Source organism: Methylobacterium iners (assembly GCF_022179305.1).
In the GTDB taxonomy this organism is placed as follows: Bacteria; Pseudomonadota; Alphaproteobacteria; order Rhizobiales; family Beijerinckiaceae; genus Methylobacterium; species Methylobacterium iners.
The window spans coordinates 35,099-51,820 of sequence record NZ_BPQP01000064.1 but is presented as its reverse complement, the minus strand read 5'-3'; the positions used below and the strand labels follow the sequence as shown (position 1 = coordinate 51,820).

At 69.1% G+C, this 16,722-nt stretch carries 14 protein-coding genes; 10 read left to right on the top strand and 4 right to left on the bottom strand.

Annotated elements, in window-relative coordinates:
• Positions 1-23: 23 nt before the first annotated feature.
• Together clpA and MFF55_RS19055 are read left to right on the top strand one after the other, a co-directional pair.
• A complete protein-coding gene (clpA, locus tag MFF55_RS19060) occupies positions 24-2,489 on the top strand; it encodes an ATP-dependent Clp protease ATP-binding subunit ClpA (RefSeq protein ID WP_238245685.1) in 2,466 nt (821 codons plus the stop codon).
• Positions 2,490-2,599: 110 nt separating this feature from the next.
• The gene (locus tag MFF55_RS19055) at positions 2,600-2,860 is read left to right on the top strand and encodes a hypothetical protein (RefSeq protein ID WP_238245684.1); all 261 of its coding nucleotides are present in this window, start codon (positions 2,600-2,602) and stop codon (positions 2,858-2,860) included.
• 220 nt (positions 2,861-3,080) lie between these two features.
• Here MFF55_RS19055 and trpE read toward each other — a convergent pair whose 3' ends face one another.
• Positions 3,081-4,598, bottom strand: coding sequence for an anthranilate synthase component I (gene trpE / locus MFF55_RS19050; protein ID WP_238245683.1), 1,518 nt, complete (start codon positions 4,596-4,598; stop codon positions 3,081-3,083).
• Between the two features lie 7 nt (positions 4,599-4,605).
• A complete protein-coding gene (locus MFF55_RS19045; RefSeq protein ID WP_238245682.1) occupies positions 4,606-6,507 on the bottom strand; it encodes a peptidylprolyl isomerase in 1,902 nt (633 codons plus the stop codon).
• A 188-nt stretch (positions 6,508-6,695) separates the two neighbouring features.
• Here MFF55_RS19045 and tpiA point away from each other — a divergent pair, with 188 nt between their 5' ends.
• The 8 genes from tpiA to MFF55_RS19005 all read left to right on the top strand — a co-directional run bounded on the left by tpiA (position 6,696) and on the right by MFF55_RS19005 (position 14,588).
• Entirely contained in the window at positions 6,696-7,460 is a 765-nt protein-coding gene (gene tpiA / locus MFF55_RS19040; protein ID WP_238245681.1) for a triose-phosphate isomerase, read from the top strand.
• Between the two features lie 116 nt (positions 7,461-7,576).
• Positions 7,577-7,996: a preprotein translocase subunit SecG gene (gene secG, locus MFF55_RS19035; RefSeq protein WP_238245680.1), complete on the top strand. Its 420-nt coding sequence runs from the start codon at positions 7,577-7,579 to the stop codon at positions 7,994-7,996.
• Between the two features lie 151 nt (positions 7,997-8,147).
• Positions 8,148-9,776, top strand: coding sequence for a CTP synthase (gene pyrG / locus MFF55_RS19030; RefSeq protein ID WP_238245679.1), 1,629 nt, complete (start codon positions 8,148-8,150; stop codon positions 9,774-9,776).
• Positions 9,777-9,790: 14 nt separating this feature from the next.
• Positions 9,791-10,189 (top strand): DUF350 domain-containing protein, encoded by a 399-nt coding sequence (locus MFF55_RS19025; protein ID WP_238245678.1) that lies wholly within the window; start codon positions 9,791-9,793, stop codon positions 10,187-10,189.
• 76 nt (positions 10,190-10,265) lie between these two features.
• Complete coding sequence (locus MFF55_RS19020; protein WP_238245677.1) at positions 10,266-10,880, top strand: DUF1190 domain-containing protein; 615 nt, start codon at positions 10,266-10,268, stop codon at positions 10,878-10,880.
• Positions 10,881-11,279: 399 nt separating this feature from the next.
• Positions 11,280-12,452, top strand: a complete 1,173-nt coding sequence (locus MFF55_RS19015) for a glutathionylspermidine synthase family protein (protein ID WP_238245676.1) — start codon at positions 11,280-11,282, stop codon at positions 12,450-12,452.
• A 56-nt stretch (positions 12,453-12,508) separates the two neighbouring features.
• The gene (locus MFF55_RS19010; protein WP_238245675.1) at positions 12,509-12,961 is read left to right on the top strand and encodes a DNA polymerase III subunit chi; all 453 of its coding nucleotides are present in this window, start codon (positions 12,509-12,511) and stop codon (positions 12,959-12,961) included.
• Between the two features lie 49 nt (positions 12,962-13,010).
• Positions 13,011-14,588 (top strand): S10 family peptidase, encoded by a 1,578-nt coding sequence (locus MFF55_RS19005; protein ID WP_238245674.1) that lies wholly within the window; start codon positions 13,011-13,013, stop codon positions 14,586-14,588.
• An 11-nt stretch (positions 14,589-14,599) separates the two neighbouring features.
• Here MFF55_RS19005 and MFF55_RS19000 read toward each other — a convergent pair whose 3' ends face one another.
• Positions 14,600-15,508: an alpha/beta fold hydrolase gene (locus tag MFF55_RS19000; protein ID WP_238245673.1), complete on the bottom strand. Its 909-nt coding sequence runs from the start codon at positions 15,506-15,508 to the stop codon at positions 14,600-14,602.
• Position 15,509: 1 nt separating this feature from the next.
• Complete coding sequence (locus MFF55_RS18995) at positions 15,510-16,526, bottom strand: SDR family oxidoreductase (protein WP_238245707.1); 1,017 nt, start codon at positions 16,524-16,526, stop codon at positions 15,510-15,512.
• Positions 16,527-16,722 lie beyond the last annotated feature (196 nt).

Below are 16,722 nucleotides of genomic sequence, written 5' to 3'. Positions count from 1 at the left end.
GCACCCCACACAGAGGCCCCGCTTTGCCCAGCTTCTCTCGCAGCCTAGAACAAGCACTGCACCGCGCCCTCGCGCTCGCCGGCGAGCGCCGGCACGAATATGCGACGCTAGAGCATCTCCTGCTCGCTCTCGTCGACGACCAGGACGCGGCGGCCGTCATGCGGGCCTGCAACGTCGAGGTCGACACCCTCAAGCGCAGCCTCGTCGAGTACGTCGACAACGAGCTCTCGAACCTGATCGGGGACGGTCGCCAGGACGCCAAGCCGACTGCCGGCTTCCAGCGCGTGATCCAGCGCGCGGTGATCCACGTCCAATCCTCCGGCCGCGAGGAGGTAACGGGGGCGAACGTTCTCGTCGCGATCTTCGCCGAGCGCGAGAGCCACGCCGCCTATTTCCTGCAGGAGCAGGACATGACCCGCTACGACGCGGTCAACTACATCAGCCACGGCATCGCCAAGCGCCCCGGCGCCTCCGAATCGAAGCCGGTGCGCGGCGCCGAGGAGGACAGCCCGTCCGAGCGTCCGAGCGGCGAGGAGGGCGAACGCCCGAAGAAGAAGGGCGACGCGCTCGAAGCCTATTGCATCAACCTCAACAAGAAGGCCCGGGACGGTAAGATCGACCCGCTGATCGGCCGCGAGGCGGAGGTTCAGCGCACGATCCAGATCCTGTGCCGGCGGCAGAAGAACAATCCCCTGCTGGTCGGCGAGCCGGGCGTCGGGAAGACCGCGATCGCCGAGGGGCTCGCGCGCAAGATCATCAATGGGGAAGTCCCCGAGGTGCTGGCCGACGCGACCGTCTTCTCCCTCGACATGGGGACGCTGCTCGCCGGGACCCGCTACCGCGGCGATTTCGAGGAACGCCTCAAGCAGGTGATGAAGGAGATCGAGGCGCACCCGAACGCGGTGCTCTTCATCGACGAGATCCATACGGTGATCGGCGCCGGCGCGACTTCGGGCGGGGCGATGGACGCCTCGAACCTGCTCAAGCCGGCGCTCGCCAACGGCTCGCTGCGCTGCATCGGCTCGACGACCTACAAGGAGTACCGCCAGTACTTCGAGAAGGACCGCGCCCTCGTGCGCCGCTTCCAGAAGATCGACGTCAACGAGCCGTCGATCCCGGACGCCATCGAGATCGTGAAGGGGTTGAAGCCGTACTTCGAGGAGTTCCACAAGCTCAAGTACACGACCGAAGCCGTGAAGGCGGCGGTCGAGCTCTCGGCTCGCTACATCAACGACCGCAAGCTGCCGGACAAGGCGATCGACGTCATCGACGAGACCGGCGCCTCTCAGATGCTCGTGCCAGAGGCGCGCCGCAAGCGCACCATCGGCATCAAGGAGATCGAGGCGACGATCGCCACGATGGCCCGCATCCCGCCAAAGACCGTGTCGAAGGATGACGCGGTGGTGCTCAAGAACCTGACCGAGAACCTGAAGCGGGTCGTCTACGGGCAATCGAACGCCATCGAGGCGCTCACCTCGGCGATCAAGCTCGCACGGGCCGGCCTGCGCGATCCCGACAAGCCGATCGGCTCCTACCTGTTCGCGGGTCCGACCGGCGTGGGCAAGACCGAAGCCGCCAAGCAGCTCGCCGCCTCGCTCGGTGTCGAGATGCTGCGCTTCGACATGTCGGAGTACATGGAGCGACACACGGTGAGCCGCCTCATCGGCGCGCCCCCCGGCTATGTCGGCTTCGACCAGGGCGGCCTTCTCACCGATGGGATCGACCAGCATCCGCATTGCGTGCTGCTGCTCGACGAGATCGAGAAGGCCCATCCGGACCTGTTCAACATCCTCCTGCAGGTGATGGACCACGGCAAGCTCACCGACCACAACGGCAAGCAGGTCGATTTCCGCAACGTGATCATCATCATGACCACGAATGCGGGCGCCTCCGACCTCGCCCGCTCGGCCTACGGCTTCACGCAGACCAAGCGCAGCGGCGACGACGTGGAGGCGATCAACAAGCTGTTCGCGCCGGAATTCCGCAACCGGCTCGATTCGATCATCTCCTTCGGACACCTCCCGAAGGAGGTCGTGGCCAAGGTCGTCGACAAGTTCGTCCTCCAGCTCGAGGCGCAGCTCGCCGACCGCAACGTCACGATCGAGCTCTCGGACGAGGCCCGCGAGTGGCTGGTCGAGCATGGCTACGACGACGCGATGGGCGCCCGCCCGATGGCGCGTCTCATTCAGTCGACCATCAAGACGCCGCTCGCCGACGAGGTCCTGTTCGGCCGCCTCAAGGACGGCGGGGCGGTGCGCGTCGTCGTCCGCAAGGCCGAAGCCGGCGAGAAGGATGCGCTCGGCTTCGAGTTCCCGGCGGGTCCCGTGACGCCCAAGCCCGAGAAGGACGTCACCAACGCCGCCAAGCGCCACAAGCGGGCCAAGCCGCGCGCGGCCGCGCCTCGCAAGAAGGACGACAAGGGCGGCGGCGGTTCGAACAGATCCGGCGGCGTCCGCACGGTACCGAAGGTGCCCCTGGTTCGAGTTTGAGACGCGCGAGGATCGACTTCGCGCGGATCGACCGCTAGCAAGCGCCACGCCCGGCCCCGTTCAGGGGTTCGGGCGTGGTGTTCGTGGGCAGGAACGAGGGGATCATCGGGATGAGCGACTTGCATGAGGGTCCCCTCACGCCCGTCTCGACCCCTGCGCCGCCGCAGAAGCTCACCCGCCGCGAGGAGCGCCGGAGGCGCCGCACCCGCCGTCACCGCGGCGAGGAGCTGCTCGGCTGGGTCTTGGTGCCGATCATCGTCTACGGCATCTACTGGGGCATCAACGCCGGCTTCGACGCGCTCGGCACCACGCCGGGCACGGTCTGGGACCAGCTGATGCAGGTGAAGCAGATGATGGAGAAGCGGACCTGACCATGTCAGCCGCGGTCGACGACTCTGGTCGGCAAACCCGTGTTGTCATCCTGGGGCGCGCAGGCGAGCCCGGCACCCAGAGCCGCTGACAGTGCAGAATGGATCTCGACCTGTGGTTCTGGGTTCCGGACTCCGCTCCGCGGCTCCGGAATGACAAAGGTGGATTGTCCGTCCCCAGCTTGACCGGTCCGATCGCATCGGCCGTTACCAGCCACCGGCACTATTGCCCACGTCGTGCCCGGCTTGCAAAGGTCACTGCGTCCTCGGCCGCCCGGAACTGCGCGCGAGCCTTGTTCACGCATTCCTGCTGCTCGGAGGCCGGGTCGGAATCGTAGACGATGCCGGCGCCGGCCTGCACGTGCATGCGCCCGTCCTTCACGATCGCGGTGCGCAGGACGATGCAGGTGTCCATCTCGCCCCGCGCCCCGAAATAGCCGATGCAGCCGCCATAGGGCCCGCGCTTCTCGCGCTCCAATTCATCGATGATCTGCATGGCCCGGACCTTGGGCGCGCCCGAGACCGTGCCGGCGGGAAAGCCCGCAGCGAGTGCGCCGAGCGCGTCGTGAGCCGGGTCGAGCTCGCCTTCAACGTTCGAGACGATGTGCATGACGTGGCTGTAATATTCGAGGAAGAACGAGCCAGTCACGGTCACGCTGCCGATCCGCGCGACGCGCCCGACATCGTTGCGGCCGAGGTCGAGCAGCATCAGGTGCTCGGAGCGCTCCTTGGGATCGGCGAGAAGTTCTTCCGCGAGCGCCCTGTCCTCGGCCGGCGTGGCGCCGCGGCGGCGCGTCCCGGCGATCGGCCGGATCGTCACGCGGCCGTCTCGCACCCGCACGAGGATCTCGGGCGAGGAGCAGACGATCTGAAAATCCTCGAAGTCGAGGTAGCATAGGAAGGGCGCCGGGTTGGTCCGGCGCAGTGAACGGTAGAGGGCAAAGGCGGGCAGCGTGAAGGGTGCCTCGAAGCGCTGCGAGAGCACGACCTGGAAGATGTCGCCCGCGACGATGTACTCCTTGGCCCGCGCCACCATCGCCGCGAAGTCTTCCGGCGCGGTGTTCGAGACGGGCTCGGGCTGGGCGATCGCCTGCGGGTCGAGGCGCGCCTCGATCGGTAACGGGCCCTCCAGCACCTCGGCCACCCGGTCGAGGCGGGCGAGCACGGCCTCGTAGGCCGCGCGCGCGCTCACGCCCGGTGAGGGTCGGACGGGAGCCACGACAGTAATGAGATCGCGCACCGCGTCGAACACCACCATCACGCGGGGACGCACCAGAATCGCGTCCGGCACGCCGAGGGGGTCGGGATTGGGCGCCGACAGGCTCTCCATGGCCCGGACCATGTCGTAGCCGAGATAGCCGAACAGGCCCGCCGCCATCGGCGGCAGATCGCCGGATTCATCGTCACCGATCGCGCTCTCCGCGATCAGGGCGCGCAGGCTTTGAAGCGGCGCAGCATCCTCGGGGGAGAACCGAGCCGTGTCGCCGCGCGCGATCTCCGCCCGTCCATCCCGACAGCGCCAGACGAGATCCGGGTCGAGACCGATCATCGAGTAGCGGCCGCGCACCGCACCACCCTCGACGGATTCGAGCAGGAAGGCCGAGCCCGGATGCACTGCCCTAAGCTTCATGAAAGCCGCGACGGGCGTCTCGAGATCCGCGACGAGCGTCAGGTTGAGGAGACCAGGGCGCCCTGCCTCGTAGCTGCGTGCGAACGCGTCGTAATCGGGGGCGCCGGCCATGACGGCGTCAGAACTCGCCGCCGATGGTGCGCCGGAACGCCGCCTGGTTGACGGTGATGCCGACGTTCTTCTGGACCTCGGCGATGTACTCGCCGAGCACGTCGTCGGCGAGCACCGTCGCGAAGCGCTTGCCGATGGCGTCGTCCGCGGGCGAAGCCGTAACGAAGGCCGGCATCGTGGCCGTGTTCACCTTGAACAGGGCGCGGGACTCGCCGGCTTCGGCCGAGGCCGCGGTACCCACCGCCGTGGCGAAGACGCGGTTGACGATATCGGCCGACAGGCCGTCCTGCGGCTGGTTGCGCGCAAGATCGCCGATCTCCTGGACGTTCAAGCCGGCTTCGTTCGCAACCGTCTCGACGGGCTCCCCCTTGTCGAGACGCCCGACCATTTCCTTGGCCTTGGCGCTCAGGCGGCGGGCCACCTCGGCTCTGCGCCAGCCGGCCTCAACGGAATCGCGCACCTCGTCAAGAGGCTTGTCGTAGGCACGCTTGATGTCCGTGAGGTCGTACCAGACGTAGCCGCCCGACTTCGTCCGAAGCGCCTCGCTGTCGCTGCCGACTTCCGACCGGAAAAGGGCCGAGAGCGTGGTCTCGCGGTCGGGAAGGCCTTCCACGGTCTTGCCCCCGGGATCGGTGCCCTGGGCGCTGATAGCCGGAATGGTCGCGAGCGGCAGGCCGCGCTCCTTGGCGATGTCGGCCAGCGGCTTGGTGGCGGCGCGCTGGTCCTCGATGGCGTCGTGGGTCTTGTCGAGATCGGCATTGGCGCGCTCGAGGGCGATGGACTTGCGGATCTCGCCCTCGACCTCGGCGAGCGGCTTCAGGCTCTCCGGCTCGATGGCCGTGACGCGCAGGAGCACGGTGCCGAAGCGGCCCTTCACGGGGGCGCTCACGGTGTTCGGCTGGAGTGCGAAGGCGGCCTCCGCCACCGCGGGGTCGAACAGCTCGGCCTTCGAGAGTATGCCGAGCGACAGGTTCTTGGGGTCGTTGCCGCGCTCGGCCGCCACGGCCTCGAACGGCTTCTCGCCGGATTCGACCTGTTTGCGGGCGGCCTCCGCCGAGGCTTCGTCAGGGAACACGATCTGCTGGATGTTGCGGCGCTCGGGCGAGCCGTAGCGCGAGCGGTCGCCCTCGTAGCGCTTGCGCACGTCCTCCTCGCTCACGGCCTCGGGCTTGGCCAGCGTCTGCGGATCGAGCACGAGGAGGTTGACCGAGCGGAATTCCGGGGCGCGGAAGCCGGACTTGTTCTCCTCGTAATAGGCCTTCAGCTCTTCCTCGCTCGGTGCCGGGATGTCGCCGGCGAGCGAAGGCGGCAGCATCGCGAGGGAGATCGACCGCCGCTCGGTGGTGTAGCGATGCACGGCCTCGCGCAGGGCGGCCGGAACGTGAAGGTCGGCGGCCACCGCCTCGGCGAGCTGGAGGCGCGCGGCCACCGCACGCTGCTCGCGCACGAAGGTCGCTTCGGGGATGCCGGCCCGCTGCAGCGTCTGGAAGAACAGGGACTGATCGAAATTGCCGTCCGTACCCTTGAAGCTCGGCTCCTCGCGGATAGCGCGAAGCACCGCGCTGTCGGGGATCATTAACCCGAGGTCGCGGGTCTGCTGGTCGAGGGAGGCCTCGCTGATCAGTTGCGACAGCACCTGCCGATCGATGCCGAGCGCGCGGGCCTGGTCCGGCGTCAGGGTGCGGCGGGTCTGGCTCTGATAGCGCTGCAGCTGGTTCTGGTAGGCCGTGCGCACGGCGTCCGCCGTGATCGGCGTCTTGCCGACGGTGGCGACCGACGTGCTCGACCCGCCCCGGAAGAAATCCTCGACGCCGAAGATCGCGACGCCGGCGATCAGGAAGGTGAAGACGATCGAGAGGACGATCTTGCCCAGCCAATGCTGGCTGGCGTTGCGCATGTTCTGCAGCATCGAAGGCTCGGGTGCTCTTTGGTCGTGTGCCTGGCAGGGCCCGGTCTCGCGCCTGGCGGGACGGGTTTTCGCGATAGCCCATCCGCTCCTCCGCGCAAAGGCCGGCGCGGCCGCGGCGGCGGGTTTGCACGGCCAAGCCCCCTCTGTTACGGCCGGCCCCGCGGGACGACGGCTTGCGAGGGACATCGATGACGGGACACGGACGGCGGCCGCTGGTTGCCGGCAACTGGAAGATGAACGGCCTTCGCAAGTCCGTTTCCGTGGTCGAGAGCGTGCGCGCCAGGCTGACGCCGGACCTCACCGACCGGATCGACGTCCTGATCTGCCCGCCCTCCACGCTCATCGCCTCCTGCGTCGCGGCCGCCTACGGCTCGCCTATCGCCATCGGCGGCCAGAACCTCCACGCCAAGGCGAGCGGCGCCTTCACGGGCTCGATCTCGGCCGAGATGCTGTCCGATCTCGGCGCGCGCTACGTCATCGTCGGCCATTCCGAGCGTCGGGCGTACCACCACGAGACCGACGACGGCGTCCACGCCAAGGCGCTCGCCGCCCGCCGGGCGGGCCTCTGCGGCATCATCTGCGTCGGCGAGACTCAGGAAGAGCGCGAGGAGGGCCGCACCCTCGACATCGTGCGGGCGCAGCTCGCCATCGGCGTGCCGAAGGGCGCCACCGCCACCGACACCGTCATCGCCTACGAGCCGGTCTGGGCGATCGGCACCGGCCTCACCCCGACCCCGGCCGACATCGCGGAGGTCCACGCCTCCTTACGCGAGATGCTGACCTCCCTGATCGGTCCCGAGGCAGCCCGCGTACGCATTCTCTACGGCGGCTCCGTCAAGCCGGGGAACGCCCGGGAGCTCATGTCCGTCGAGAACGTCGACGGCGCCCTCGTCGGCGGCGCGAGCCTCGTGGCGGAGGACTTCCTGGGGATCGCTCAGGCTTACGCCCGATAGCTCGGAAGGTTGGCGTCCGGACCCAACTCGTGTAACAGCCCGGGGGTTATGCGGCCGGCCTCATGGAGGCGCGGCCCTATCTCCTTTCGGCGCCCAGAGGCGCTCGCGGATACTCGATGCACACCGTCCTGATCGCCATCCATCTGATCGTCGTCCTGGCCCTCATCGCCGTGGTGCTGCTGCAGCGCTCGGAGGGTGGGCTCGGTCTCGGCGGTGGGGGCAGCGGCGGCGTGTCCGGCTTCATGACCGGCCGCGGCCAGGCCAATGCCCTGACCCGCGCCACGGCGATCCTCGCCGCACTGTTCTTCACCACGAGCATGACGCTGGCGGTGATCTCCCATCGCAGCGCCGCCCCGCGTTCGATACTCGAAGGATCCGGCACGCAGCAGCCCGCGAACCAGCCGAACGCCGACAACCTGCTCGACACCCTCCGCGGCGGTTCGGCCGGTCAGGCTCCTGGCGCCCCCGCCGCTCCGGCCCCGGCGCCCGCGCCGGCCGCTCCCTCGGCGACCCCCGAGGCGCCGCAGTCGCGCTGAGACGGGACGCTCGACGACGGCGACGGCCCGCCCGGGCCGAATCCAGACGACTTCCTCCGCAGTTCCGGCGTCGGCCCCTCCCGCGGGAAGGTGCGCACGACGCCCTGAGCGGTTTGGCGAATCGCCCACCCTTGTTTATGGACCGAGGCCCATGACGCGGTACGTTTTCATCACCGGCGGCGTGGTCTCCTCGCTCGGCAAGGGCCTGGCCTCGGCGGCACTCGCCGCGCTGCTGCAGGCGCGCGGCTACAAGGTCCGCCTGCGCAAGCTCGACCCCTATCTCAACGTCGATCCGGGGACGATGAGCCCGACCCAGCACGGCGAGGTCTTCGTCACCGATGACGGGGCCGAGACCGACCTCGACCTCGGCCATTACGAGCGCTTCACCGGCCTTCCGGCGACCAAGGCCGACAACATCACGACGGGGCGCATCTACCAGGACATCATCGCCAAGGAGCGGCGCGGCGACTACCTCGGTGCCACAATCCAGGTGATCCCGCACGTCACCAACGCCATCAAGGCCTTCGTGCTCGACGGCAACGATTCCTTCGACTTCGTGCTCGTCGAGATCGGCGGCACGGTGGGCGACATCGAGGGCCTGCCCTTCTTCGAGGCGATCCGCCAGCTCGGGCAGGAATTGCCCCGCGGCACAGCGGCCTTCGTCCACCTGACGCTCCTGCCCTTCATCCCCTCGGCCGGTGAGCTGAAGACCAAGCCGACGCAGCACTCGGTGAAGGAGCTGCGCTCGATCGGCATCCAGCCCGACATCCTGCTCTGCCGCTGCGATCGGCCGATCCCGGAGGAGGAGCGGCGCAAGCTCGGCCTGTTCTGCAACGTGCGCGCAAGCGCCGTCATCGAGGCCCGGGACGTCGCCTCGATCTACGACGTGCCGCTGTCCTACCGGGCGGCCGGGCTCGATCGCGAGGTCATGGCGCATTTCGGCATCGAACCGATGGGCGAGCCTCAGCTCGAGCGCTGGCAGACCATCTCCGAGCGGGTGCGCAACCCGGAGGGCGAGGTCTCGATCGCCATCATCGGCAAGTACACGGGCCTCAAGGACGCCTACAAGTCGCTCACGGAAGCGCTGACGCACGGCGGCATCGCCAACCGGGTGCGCGTCAACCTGGAGTGGATCGAATCCGAGGTCTTCGAGCGCGAGGACCCCGCTCCCTTCCTGGAGGGGATCAACGGCATCCTCGTGCCCGGTGGCTTCGGCCAGCGCGGCGCCGAGGGAAAGATCCGCGCGGCCCGCTTCGCCCGCGAGCGGAAGATCCCGTATTTCGGCATCTGCTTCGGCATGCAGATGGCCGTGATCGAGGCGGCCCGCTCGCTCGCCGGTATCGAGGCGGCGAATTCGACGGAGTTCGGCGAGACCTCGGAACCCGTCGTCGGCCTGCTGACCGAATGGCTCAAGGGCAACGAGCTCGAGCGCCGCGCGGCCGAAGGCGACCTCGGCGGCACCATGCGGCTCGGCGCCTACCGGGCGGACCTCCGCCCCGGCACGAAGATCGCGGACATCTACGAATCGACGGAAATCTCGGAGCGCCACCGCCACCGCTACGAGGTCAACATGGCCTATCGTGAGCGGCTCGAAGCGCGGGGTCTGCGCTTCTCCGGCCTCTCGCCCGACGGACTCCTGCCGGAGACGGTGGAGCACGAGGGCCATCCCTGGTTCATCGGGGTGCAGTTCCACCCCGAACTGAAATCGCGGCCCTTCGAGCCGCATCCTCTGTTCCGGAGCTTCATCGCCGCAGCGATCGAGCAGAGCCGGTTGGTCTAAGGGGGCTCCCGGCGATGGTCTCAATCTCAGGACTTCCGGGATTCCTCGCCTATTTCGCCGTCGCGCTCGGCCTCGTCGCCCTCTACCTCCTCGTCTACCTGACGGCGACGGCCCACCGCGAGATCGCCCTGGTCCGCGAGAACAATACGGCCGCCGCCCTAGCGCTCGGCGCGAGCCTCTTCGCCTACACGCTGCCGCTCTCGGTCGCGATCTTCAACGCGCAGACGATCCTCGACTGCATCATCTGGGGTCTCGTCGCGCTCGTCGTGCAGATCCTGATCTACTGGCTCGTGAGGCTGGCGCTGCCGGACCTCTCGAGCCGGATCGAGCGGGGCGAGATGGCCGCGGCGACGCTGCTCGCGGCGGCCTCGCTGGCCGGCGGCGTGGTGGATGCCGCCTCCATGACCTACTGACGGGCGGGCCACTATCCCGCGCCGCCGCGTGCGGCATCTTCTTCTTGGATCGGCTCGCGTCATTGGGGGCGGAACGATGTCGTCAGGGACCGCTGCGTCTGAGGGTCCGGCCTCGCCGAAGACCAAGCGCTCGCAGACCGTGTCGCTGGTGCTGCTGGCGACGGCCGGCGCGGCGGCCGTGTCCCTCGGCGCCGTCGACCCCTCGCAGCGCGAGGAGGACGTCCTCGTCTATCCGAATCCCGAAGCCTGCATCGCCGGTCGCATCAGGCCGGAGAGCGAGTGCCGGAGCGAGTACGAGATCGCGCGGCGTGCCTATCCGGAGGCCGCTCCGCGCTACTCCACCCGAAGCGATTGCGAGGCGCATCACGGGTTGGGCCACTGCCTGAGCGGGGAGACCGTCAGTTCCACCGCGCGGGGGCGCCACGTCCCGGTCATGGCCGGCTACCTCATCGGGCGGTCGGCGGCGCAGGGCCTGACACCCCAGCCCGTCTATGATCACGCGCCGAACAAGGCGGTCCAGGCCCATTCCGGCACGACGAGCGGCGGCTACTGCACGAGCTCGGGAAGCCGCATCACCACGGCGGGCGGCGGCAGCTCATCCAGCGCCCGGGTGTCCTCGGCCGCCGTCCGGCCGGTCGCCTTCGGCGGCTTCGGCAACACCGGGCGGTCGTTCTTCTCGCACGGCAGCTAGAAGGCTCGGTAAGACGATGGTGGGGGGCAACGTCCAAGCTTCGAGCGCTGCAAGCTCGCATTCGTTCCCGCGCGGGTTCCCTCTCCTACAAGGAGAGGGGCAGGGTGAGGTGTGGGACCTTTCCGAAGAAGGCACCCTTCCCCGAACGGGTGGAGCGCAGCGGAACCCGATCCGGGGCCCAGCGCGAGAAGCCGCGAAGCGTTCGAACCTCGACGCCGTCCGTAGGGAGCCGCTGACGCGGCGAGTTCGTGCGCTGGGTCCCGGATCACCTTCCGCTTCGCTCCAGGCGTCCGGGGGAGGGTGGCGGTGGGGTGAGCCGTCCGGAGAGGTCTCACACCTCACCCCAACCCTCTCCTTTCAGGAGAGGGTGAACGCCTCCCACCCTCTCCGAGCCGCCTGATGCGCCGGATCGCGATCGGCGAGCGCCCGGATTGGCGCGCCACGGCTGAGGCCAACGGCTTCACCTTCCATACCCTCGACGGCGCGCCCTATTGGGACGAGAGCCATGCCTATGCCTTCAGCCTCGCCGAGATCGAGGAGGACATCGAGGGGCCGAGTGCGGAGATCCACGCGCTCTGCCTCGCCTTCGCCGAGAAGGCCGTCGAGGACGAGACTATCCTGACCTCGCTCCAGATCCCGGAGACCGTCTGGGACGCGGTACGCGCGAGCTGGCGACGGCGCGATTCCTCGCTCTACGGACGGCTGGACTTCGCCTATGGCGGCGCCGGAGCGGGTCTGGCCAAGCTCCTGGAATACAATGCCGATACGCCGACCGCTCTCTACGAGACCGGCGTCTTCCAATGGCTGTGGTTCGAGGAGCTGCTGGCTTCCGGAAGGCTGCCGGCCGGGTCTGACCAGTTCAACTCCGTGCACGAGCGCCTGATCGAGCGCCTCCGCGGGCTGCCGGGTGAGAGGGCGCTCGCGCTGACGGCCTTCTCGGAAGCACCGGAGGACCACGGCACAGTCGCCTACCTCCAGGATTGCGCGGAGCAGGCGGGGCTGGCCGCCCGCTTCCTCGACATCGGCGATATCGGCCTCGATGCCGAGGGCGGCTTTGTCGACCGTGCGCGAGAGCCGATCCACACCCTGTTCAAGCTCTACCCTTGGGAATGGGCCTTCGCCGATGCCTTCGGCACCGCGATCGGCCGCACCGCGACCCGTTTCCTCGAGCCGCCCTGGAAGGCGCTTCTCTCGAACAAGGGACTGCTCCCCCACCTCTACGACATGGAGCCCGGGCACCCGAACCTGCTGCCGGCCTATTTCGAGAGCGATCCGAAGAAGGCGCAGCTCGGGCGCTCGTTCGTGAAGAAGCCCATCTACTCGCGCGAGGGCGCCAACGTCCTGATCGTGCGCGACGGCGCCGTGCTCGCCCACGATCACGGCCCCTACGGCGCGGAGGGCTACGTCCGGCAGGCCCTGGCCGAGCTGCCGGATTTCGACGGACGGCGTCCGCTGGTCGGGTCGTGGATCGTCGGCGATGCGCCGGCAGGGCTCTGCATCCGGGAAGCGGCCGGGCCGATCACCACGGACCGCGCCCTGTTCGTCCCCCATTTCATCCAGCCCGATGCCTGAGGATCGGGCGATCGGGCGCAGGTGAAACCTGCCCCGCGGCGACTATCTACCGGGTCGTGACCGAGATTCTGTTCTACCACATGCAGCGTCAGCCCCTGGAGAAGGTGCTGCCGACCCTCGTGGAGCGGTCGCTCGCGCGGGACTGGCGGGCCGCGATTCAGGCCTCGAGCGAGGAGCGGCTGCAGGCCCTGGACGACGGGCTCTGGACCTATACCGACGAGAGTTTTCTGCCCCACGGCACCGACCGCGACCCCGATGCCGGGAGCCAGCCCGTGGTGCTGACGCTGCGCGAGGACAATCCGAACGCCGCCTCGATCCGCTTCCTCGTGGAGGGCGCGCCGCTGCCGCCCGACGCCGCCGAGTACGACCGCATCTGCATCCTGTTCGACGGCACCGATCAGGACGCGCTGCTGAGGGCTCGCGAGCAATGGCGGGAAGCAAAGGAAGCCGGCCACGCCGTCGCCTATTGGCAGCAGGACGAGGCCGGCCGCTGGCAGAAGAAGGCCTGAACGGGCCGCGTCATCATCGCGAACCGGTTTCGCGAAGGGAGGATTCGAGATGAAACCCTACGCGATCGTCGTCGCGGCGCTGGCGTTCGCCGTTGCCTCCCCCCCGGTCGGGGCGCAGCCTTCGCCGCATGGCGGCGCTTCTCCCGAGGCGCGCAGGTCCGCGGAAGCGCGGGGACTGGAGGGCCGGAAGCTGCCGGCGGATGCCGTCACCGAACACAGCCTGGCTCTGCCGGACGGCCGCATCCTCGCCTTCAAGGCGACGGCGGGCAGCCTTCCCCTCGTCGACGAGGCCGGTAAGCCTCAGGCCGAGATTGCCTACATCGCCTATACGATGCCGGCGAAGGACGGCGCCGCGCGTCCCGTCACCTTCGCACTCAACGGCGGCCCGGGCGCCGCTTCGGCGTATCTCAATATCGGCGCGATCGGCCCCTGGCGGCTGCCGCTGGAGGGCACCAGCATCAGTCCCTCGGGCCCTGTTGCGCTCGTGCCGAACGACGGTACCTGGCTCGACTTCACCGATCTCGTCTTCATCGACCCCGTCGGCACCGGCTACAGCCGGGCGGCGGATGGCGACGCCAAGCGCTACTGGAGCGTCGATTCCGATGCTTCCGTTCTCTCGGCCGCGATCGCGCGCTACCTGCGGGCGAACGACCGCATCGCCGCGCCGAAGTTCTTCGTCGGCGAGAGCTACGGCGGCTTCCGCGGGCCACTCATCGCGTCGAAGCTGCAGGAGGAGGTCGGTGTCGGGCTTTCGGGCCTCGTCCTGCTCTCGCCGGTGCTCGATTTCGCTTGGCTCCAGGCGCCGCGCACCACGCCCTGGGGCCACGTCACCCGGCTGCCCTCTTTCGCCGCTGCGGCTCTGGAACGGGCGGGCAAGACTCCGACGCGCCAGGGCCTCGCCGAGGCCGAGGCCTACGCCGTCGGCCACTACCTGACGGATCTCCTCAAGGGCCCAGCCGATTCCGCGGCTGTCGCGAGGCTCGGCGATCGGGTCAGCGCACTCACCGGGCTAGACCCTGCCACCGTCCGCAGGCAGGCGGGACGCCTGACCAATGGCAGCATCCAGCGTGAGGCCTCGCGCGACGAGGGCCGCGTCGCCAGCGCCTATGACACCGGCGTGACCGGCTGGGACCCGGACCCGACCGCGCCCTATGCCGGCTTCGAGGACCCGCTGCTCACCGGCCTGCAGGCGCCGCTCACCAGTGCGATGCTCGATCTCTACGCGACCAAGCTCAATTACCGGGTGCCGGATCTGCGCTACGAGCTCCTCAGCAACAGCGTCAACCGCGGATGGAGCTGGGGGTCCGGTCGCTCGGCGCCCGAAGTGGTCGGCACCCTGCGCGGCGTGCTGGCCCTCGACGGCAACCTGCGCGTCCTCGTCGCCCACGGCTTCACCGATCTCGTGACCCCTTACTTCGCCTCGAAGCTGCTGATCGACCAGATGCCGAGCTTCGGCGGACGCGACCGGCTCGACCTCGCGGTCTATCCCGGTGGGCACATGTTCTACTTCCGCGCCGACTCGCGGGCGGCCTTCCACAGGGATGGTATGCACCTCTACGCGAAGGCGCTGGGGGCGCGCGCCGCGAACAATGGCGGCGTGGGAGAGACACGGCAGGGTGAGCGTTAGGAAGGGCGGACCTATCGACGGCTCATGCCAAGGGCTGCCTCGACCAGCGTTTCGATCTCGAAGTGGTGGAGCATGTGCCCGACTCCCGGCAGGAGGTCGAAGCGCGCGCTGGGGATGAGCGCGGCGGCGTTTCCGCCGTGGAAGAGGCTGTTCACGACGATGTCGGAGTCTCCGCCGAGGACGTGAACGGGAACTCGGCAGGTCGGATAGGCCAGGGCGCTGCGGCTCAGCCCGGCCCAGAGAGCGGCGGCGTCCTCGCCATTGGCGATCATCGGCGCCGGGCGACGGGCCCAGTGGAAGGGGAACTCGGCGGCGAAGCGCTCAGGCATGGCCTGCGGCAGGAACATCGCTCGCCAGAGCAGGGGGAGCAGGGCGGTGTCCACCACCGGGCCCCAGCTATAGGCCAAGGCATCGCCGACGATCGGCACCGCCCGCGGCCCGAACAGGATCTGTTCGAGGCGAACTTCCGGGAAGCAGATCGGCGCCACGGCGACGATGCCGGCGACCTCCTCGGGGAAGCTCAAGCCGTAGGCGAGCGCCACCGCGCCGCCGAAGGAATGTCCGAGGATCACCGGGCGGTGCAGCCCGAGGCTCTGGATCGCGTCGCGTAGGATCGCCGCCTGCTCCCAGGGCGAGCCGTCGCTGAAGCGGACGCGGTCGCTGGCGCCGTGTCCCGGCCGGTCGACGGCGATGACCCGGAAATGCCGGGCAAGCGCCGTCATTGGCCCGAGCCACATGTCCTCCAGCGTCATCAGGGAGCCGTGGATGAGCACCAGGTCGGGCCCGGAACCGGCCTCGACATAGGCGATCCCGCGGCCGCCCGCGCCGCGCACGATGCGTCGGTCCGGTTCGGTCACGTGTCCCTTGCGAGGGGGCAGGTTCAGGATCGTGGCGCCCCCGTCGAGGGTTGCGGGCTCCATCTCAGCGCCTCGGCCCGCGCGTGCTTGCACGCACGAGCAGGGCGGCCGCGGCCCCCAGCCCGGCCACGAGGGCGGTCGTCGGCAGCGGGTGCAGGGTCGAGCGCGTGTAGGCGCTCGTGCGCATCACGTAACCGGGATGGGTGCCCCGAGCCGCCCCGTCCGGCCGGGAGGGTGCGTGAAGGGCGTCCTGCGCGTCCTGCGGCGGGTCGCCCCGCTTCTGCAGAGCCGTGACGACGGGTGCCAGCGCATCGTAGGCGCCGGGGGCGAATTCCTTGAAGCTCGCCAGCGCCTTGGCGCCGCCGCCGACGTAGATGTCCCGCTGCGGGTGCACCGCCGCGTGCAGGATCGCGTTGGCGACCTCCTCGGGCCGGTAGACCGGCGGCGGCAGCTTCGGCTCGTGGTCGGTGTAGTTCTTCGCTCGCTGCGGCAGCGGCGTGTCGATCGAAGCCGGCTTGATCAGGGTGACGGAGACGGGCGCGCCGTCCTCGAACAGCTCCATCCGCAGGGCGTCGGTAAAGCCTTTGATGGCGTGTTTGCTCGCGCAGTACATGCCCTGGAGCGGGAAGGCGAGATCGGAGCCGACGCTGCCGACATTGATGAGCGCACCGCCATTCCTGCGCAGGTGCTCGACCGCGACCAGCGAGCCCAGCACCGTGCCCCAGAGATTGGTCCTCAGCAGGCGCTCGTGGTCGGAGTCGCTGACCTCCCAGAGACGGCCGTAGATCGTGAGCCCGGCATTGTTGACCCAGGTGTCGAAGCCGCCGAAGGCCGCGACGGCCGCATCGGCGATGGCCTGGACTTGCGCACGCTCGCCGACATCGGCGACGACATGGATCGCCTTGCCGCCCACCCCCTCGATCTCCGCCTGGACCCTGGCCAGCACCGCGCCGTCGCGGGCAGCGAGGACGACACGCGCGCCGGCCTCCGCCGCCATGCGAGCCGTTGTCAGGCCGATGCCGCTGGAGGCGCCGGTGATCACGATGACCTGATCGTGAAGGGGCTTGTGAGTATGGGCCATGTCGGTCCCGATCGAGGATCGTCCTTGCGCCGCGCGGTCCGCGCGGGCTGCGTCGAGGCGGTAACGCCGCAGCGCAGCCCCGGGTTCGCGGCCGCTGCGCGGCGATTGCGCCCGGGTGCCCTCGGCGCAGGCTTTGCAGATCGGATCGGGCACCTTATCAGAGCCCGCCTTCGCAGCACGGAGCCCGGGCGCTCGC

What these genes read in the sequence shown, in the direction of transcription:
- MFF55_RS18995 (WP_238245707.1), bottom strand. Translation starts at nt 16,526, where the DNA reads ATGGCCCATACTCACAAGCCCCTTCACGATCAGGTCATCGTGATCACC.
- MFF55_RS19025 (WP_238245678.1), top strand. Translation starts at nt 9,791, where the DNA reads ATGGTCTCAATCTCAGGACTTCCGGGATTCCTCGCCTATTTCGCCGTC.
- MFF55_RS19020 (WP_238245677.1), top strand. Translation starts at nt 10,266, where the DNA reads ATGTCGTCAGGGACCGCTGCGTCTGAGGGTCCGGCCTCGCCGAAGACC.
- pyrG (WP_238245679.1), top strand. Translation starts at nt 8,148, where the DNA reads ATGACGCGGTACGTTTTCATCACCGGCGGCGTGGTCTCCTCGCTCGGC.
- tpiA (WP_238245681.1), top strand. Translation starts at nt 6,696, where the DNA reads ATGACGGGACACGGACGGCGGCCGCTGGTTGCCGGCAACTGGAAGATG.
- trpE (WP_238245683.1), bottom strand. Translation starts at nt 4,598, where the DNA reads ATGGCCGGCGCCCCCGATTACGACGCGTTCGCACGCAGCTACGAGGCA.
- MFF55_RS19055 (WP_238245684.1), top strand. Translation starts at nt 2,600, where the DNA reads ATGAGCGACTTGCATGAGGGTCCCCTCACGCCCGTCTCGACCCCTGCG.
- MFF55_RS19015 (WP_238245676.1), top strand. Translation starts at nt 11,280, where the DNA reads ATGCGCCGGATCGCGATCGGCGAGCGCCCGGATTGGCGCGCCACGGCT.
- MFF55_RS19045 (WP_238245682.1), bottom strand. Translation starts at nt 6,507, where the DNA reads ATGCTGCAGAACATGCGCAACGCCAGCCAGCATTGGCTGGGCAAGATC.
- MFF55_RS19000 (WP_238245673.1), bottom strand. Translation starts at nt 15,508, where the DNA reads ATGGAGCCCGCAACCCTCGACGGGGGCGCCACGATCCTGAACCTGCCC.
- MFF55_RS19005 (WP_238245674.1), top strand. Translation starts at nt 13,011, where the DNA reads ATGAAACCCTACGCGATCGTCGTCGCGGCGCTGGCGTTCGCCGTTGCC.
- secG (WP_238245680.1), top strand. Translation starts at nt 7,577, where the DNA reads ATGCACACCGTCCTGATCGCCATCCATCTGATCGTCGTCCTGGCCCTC.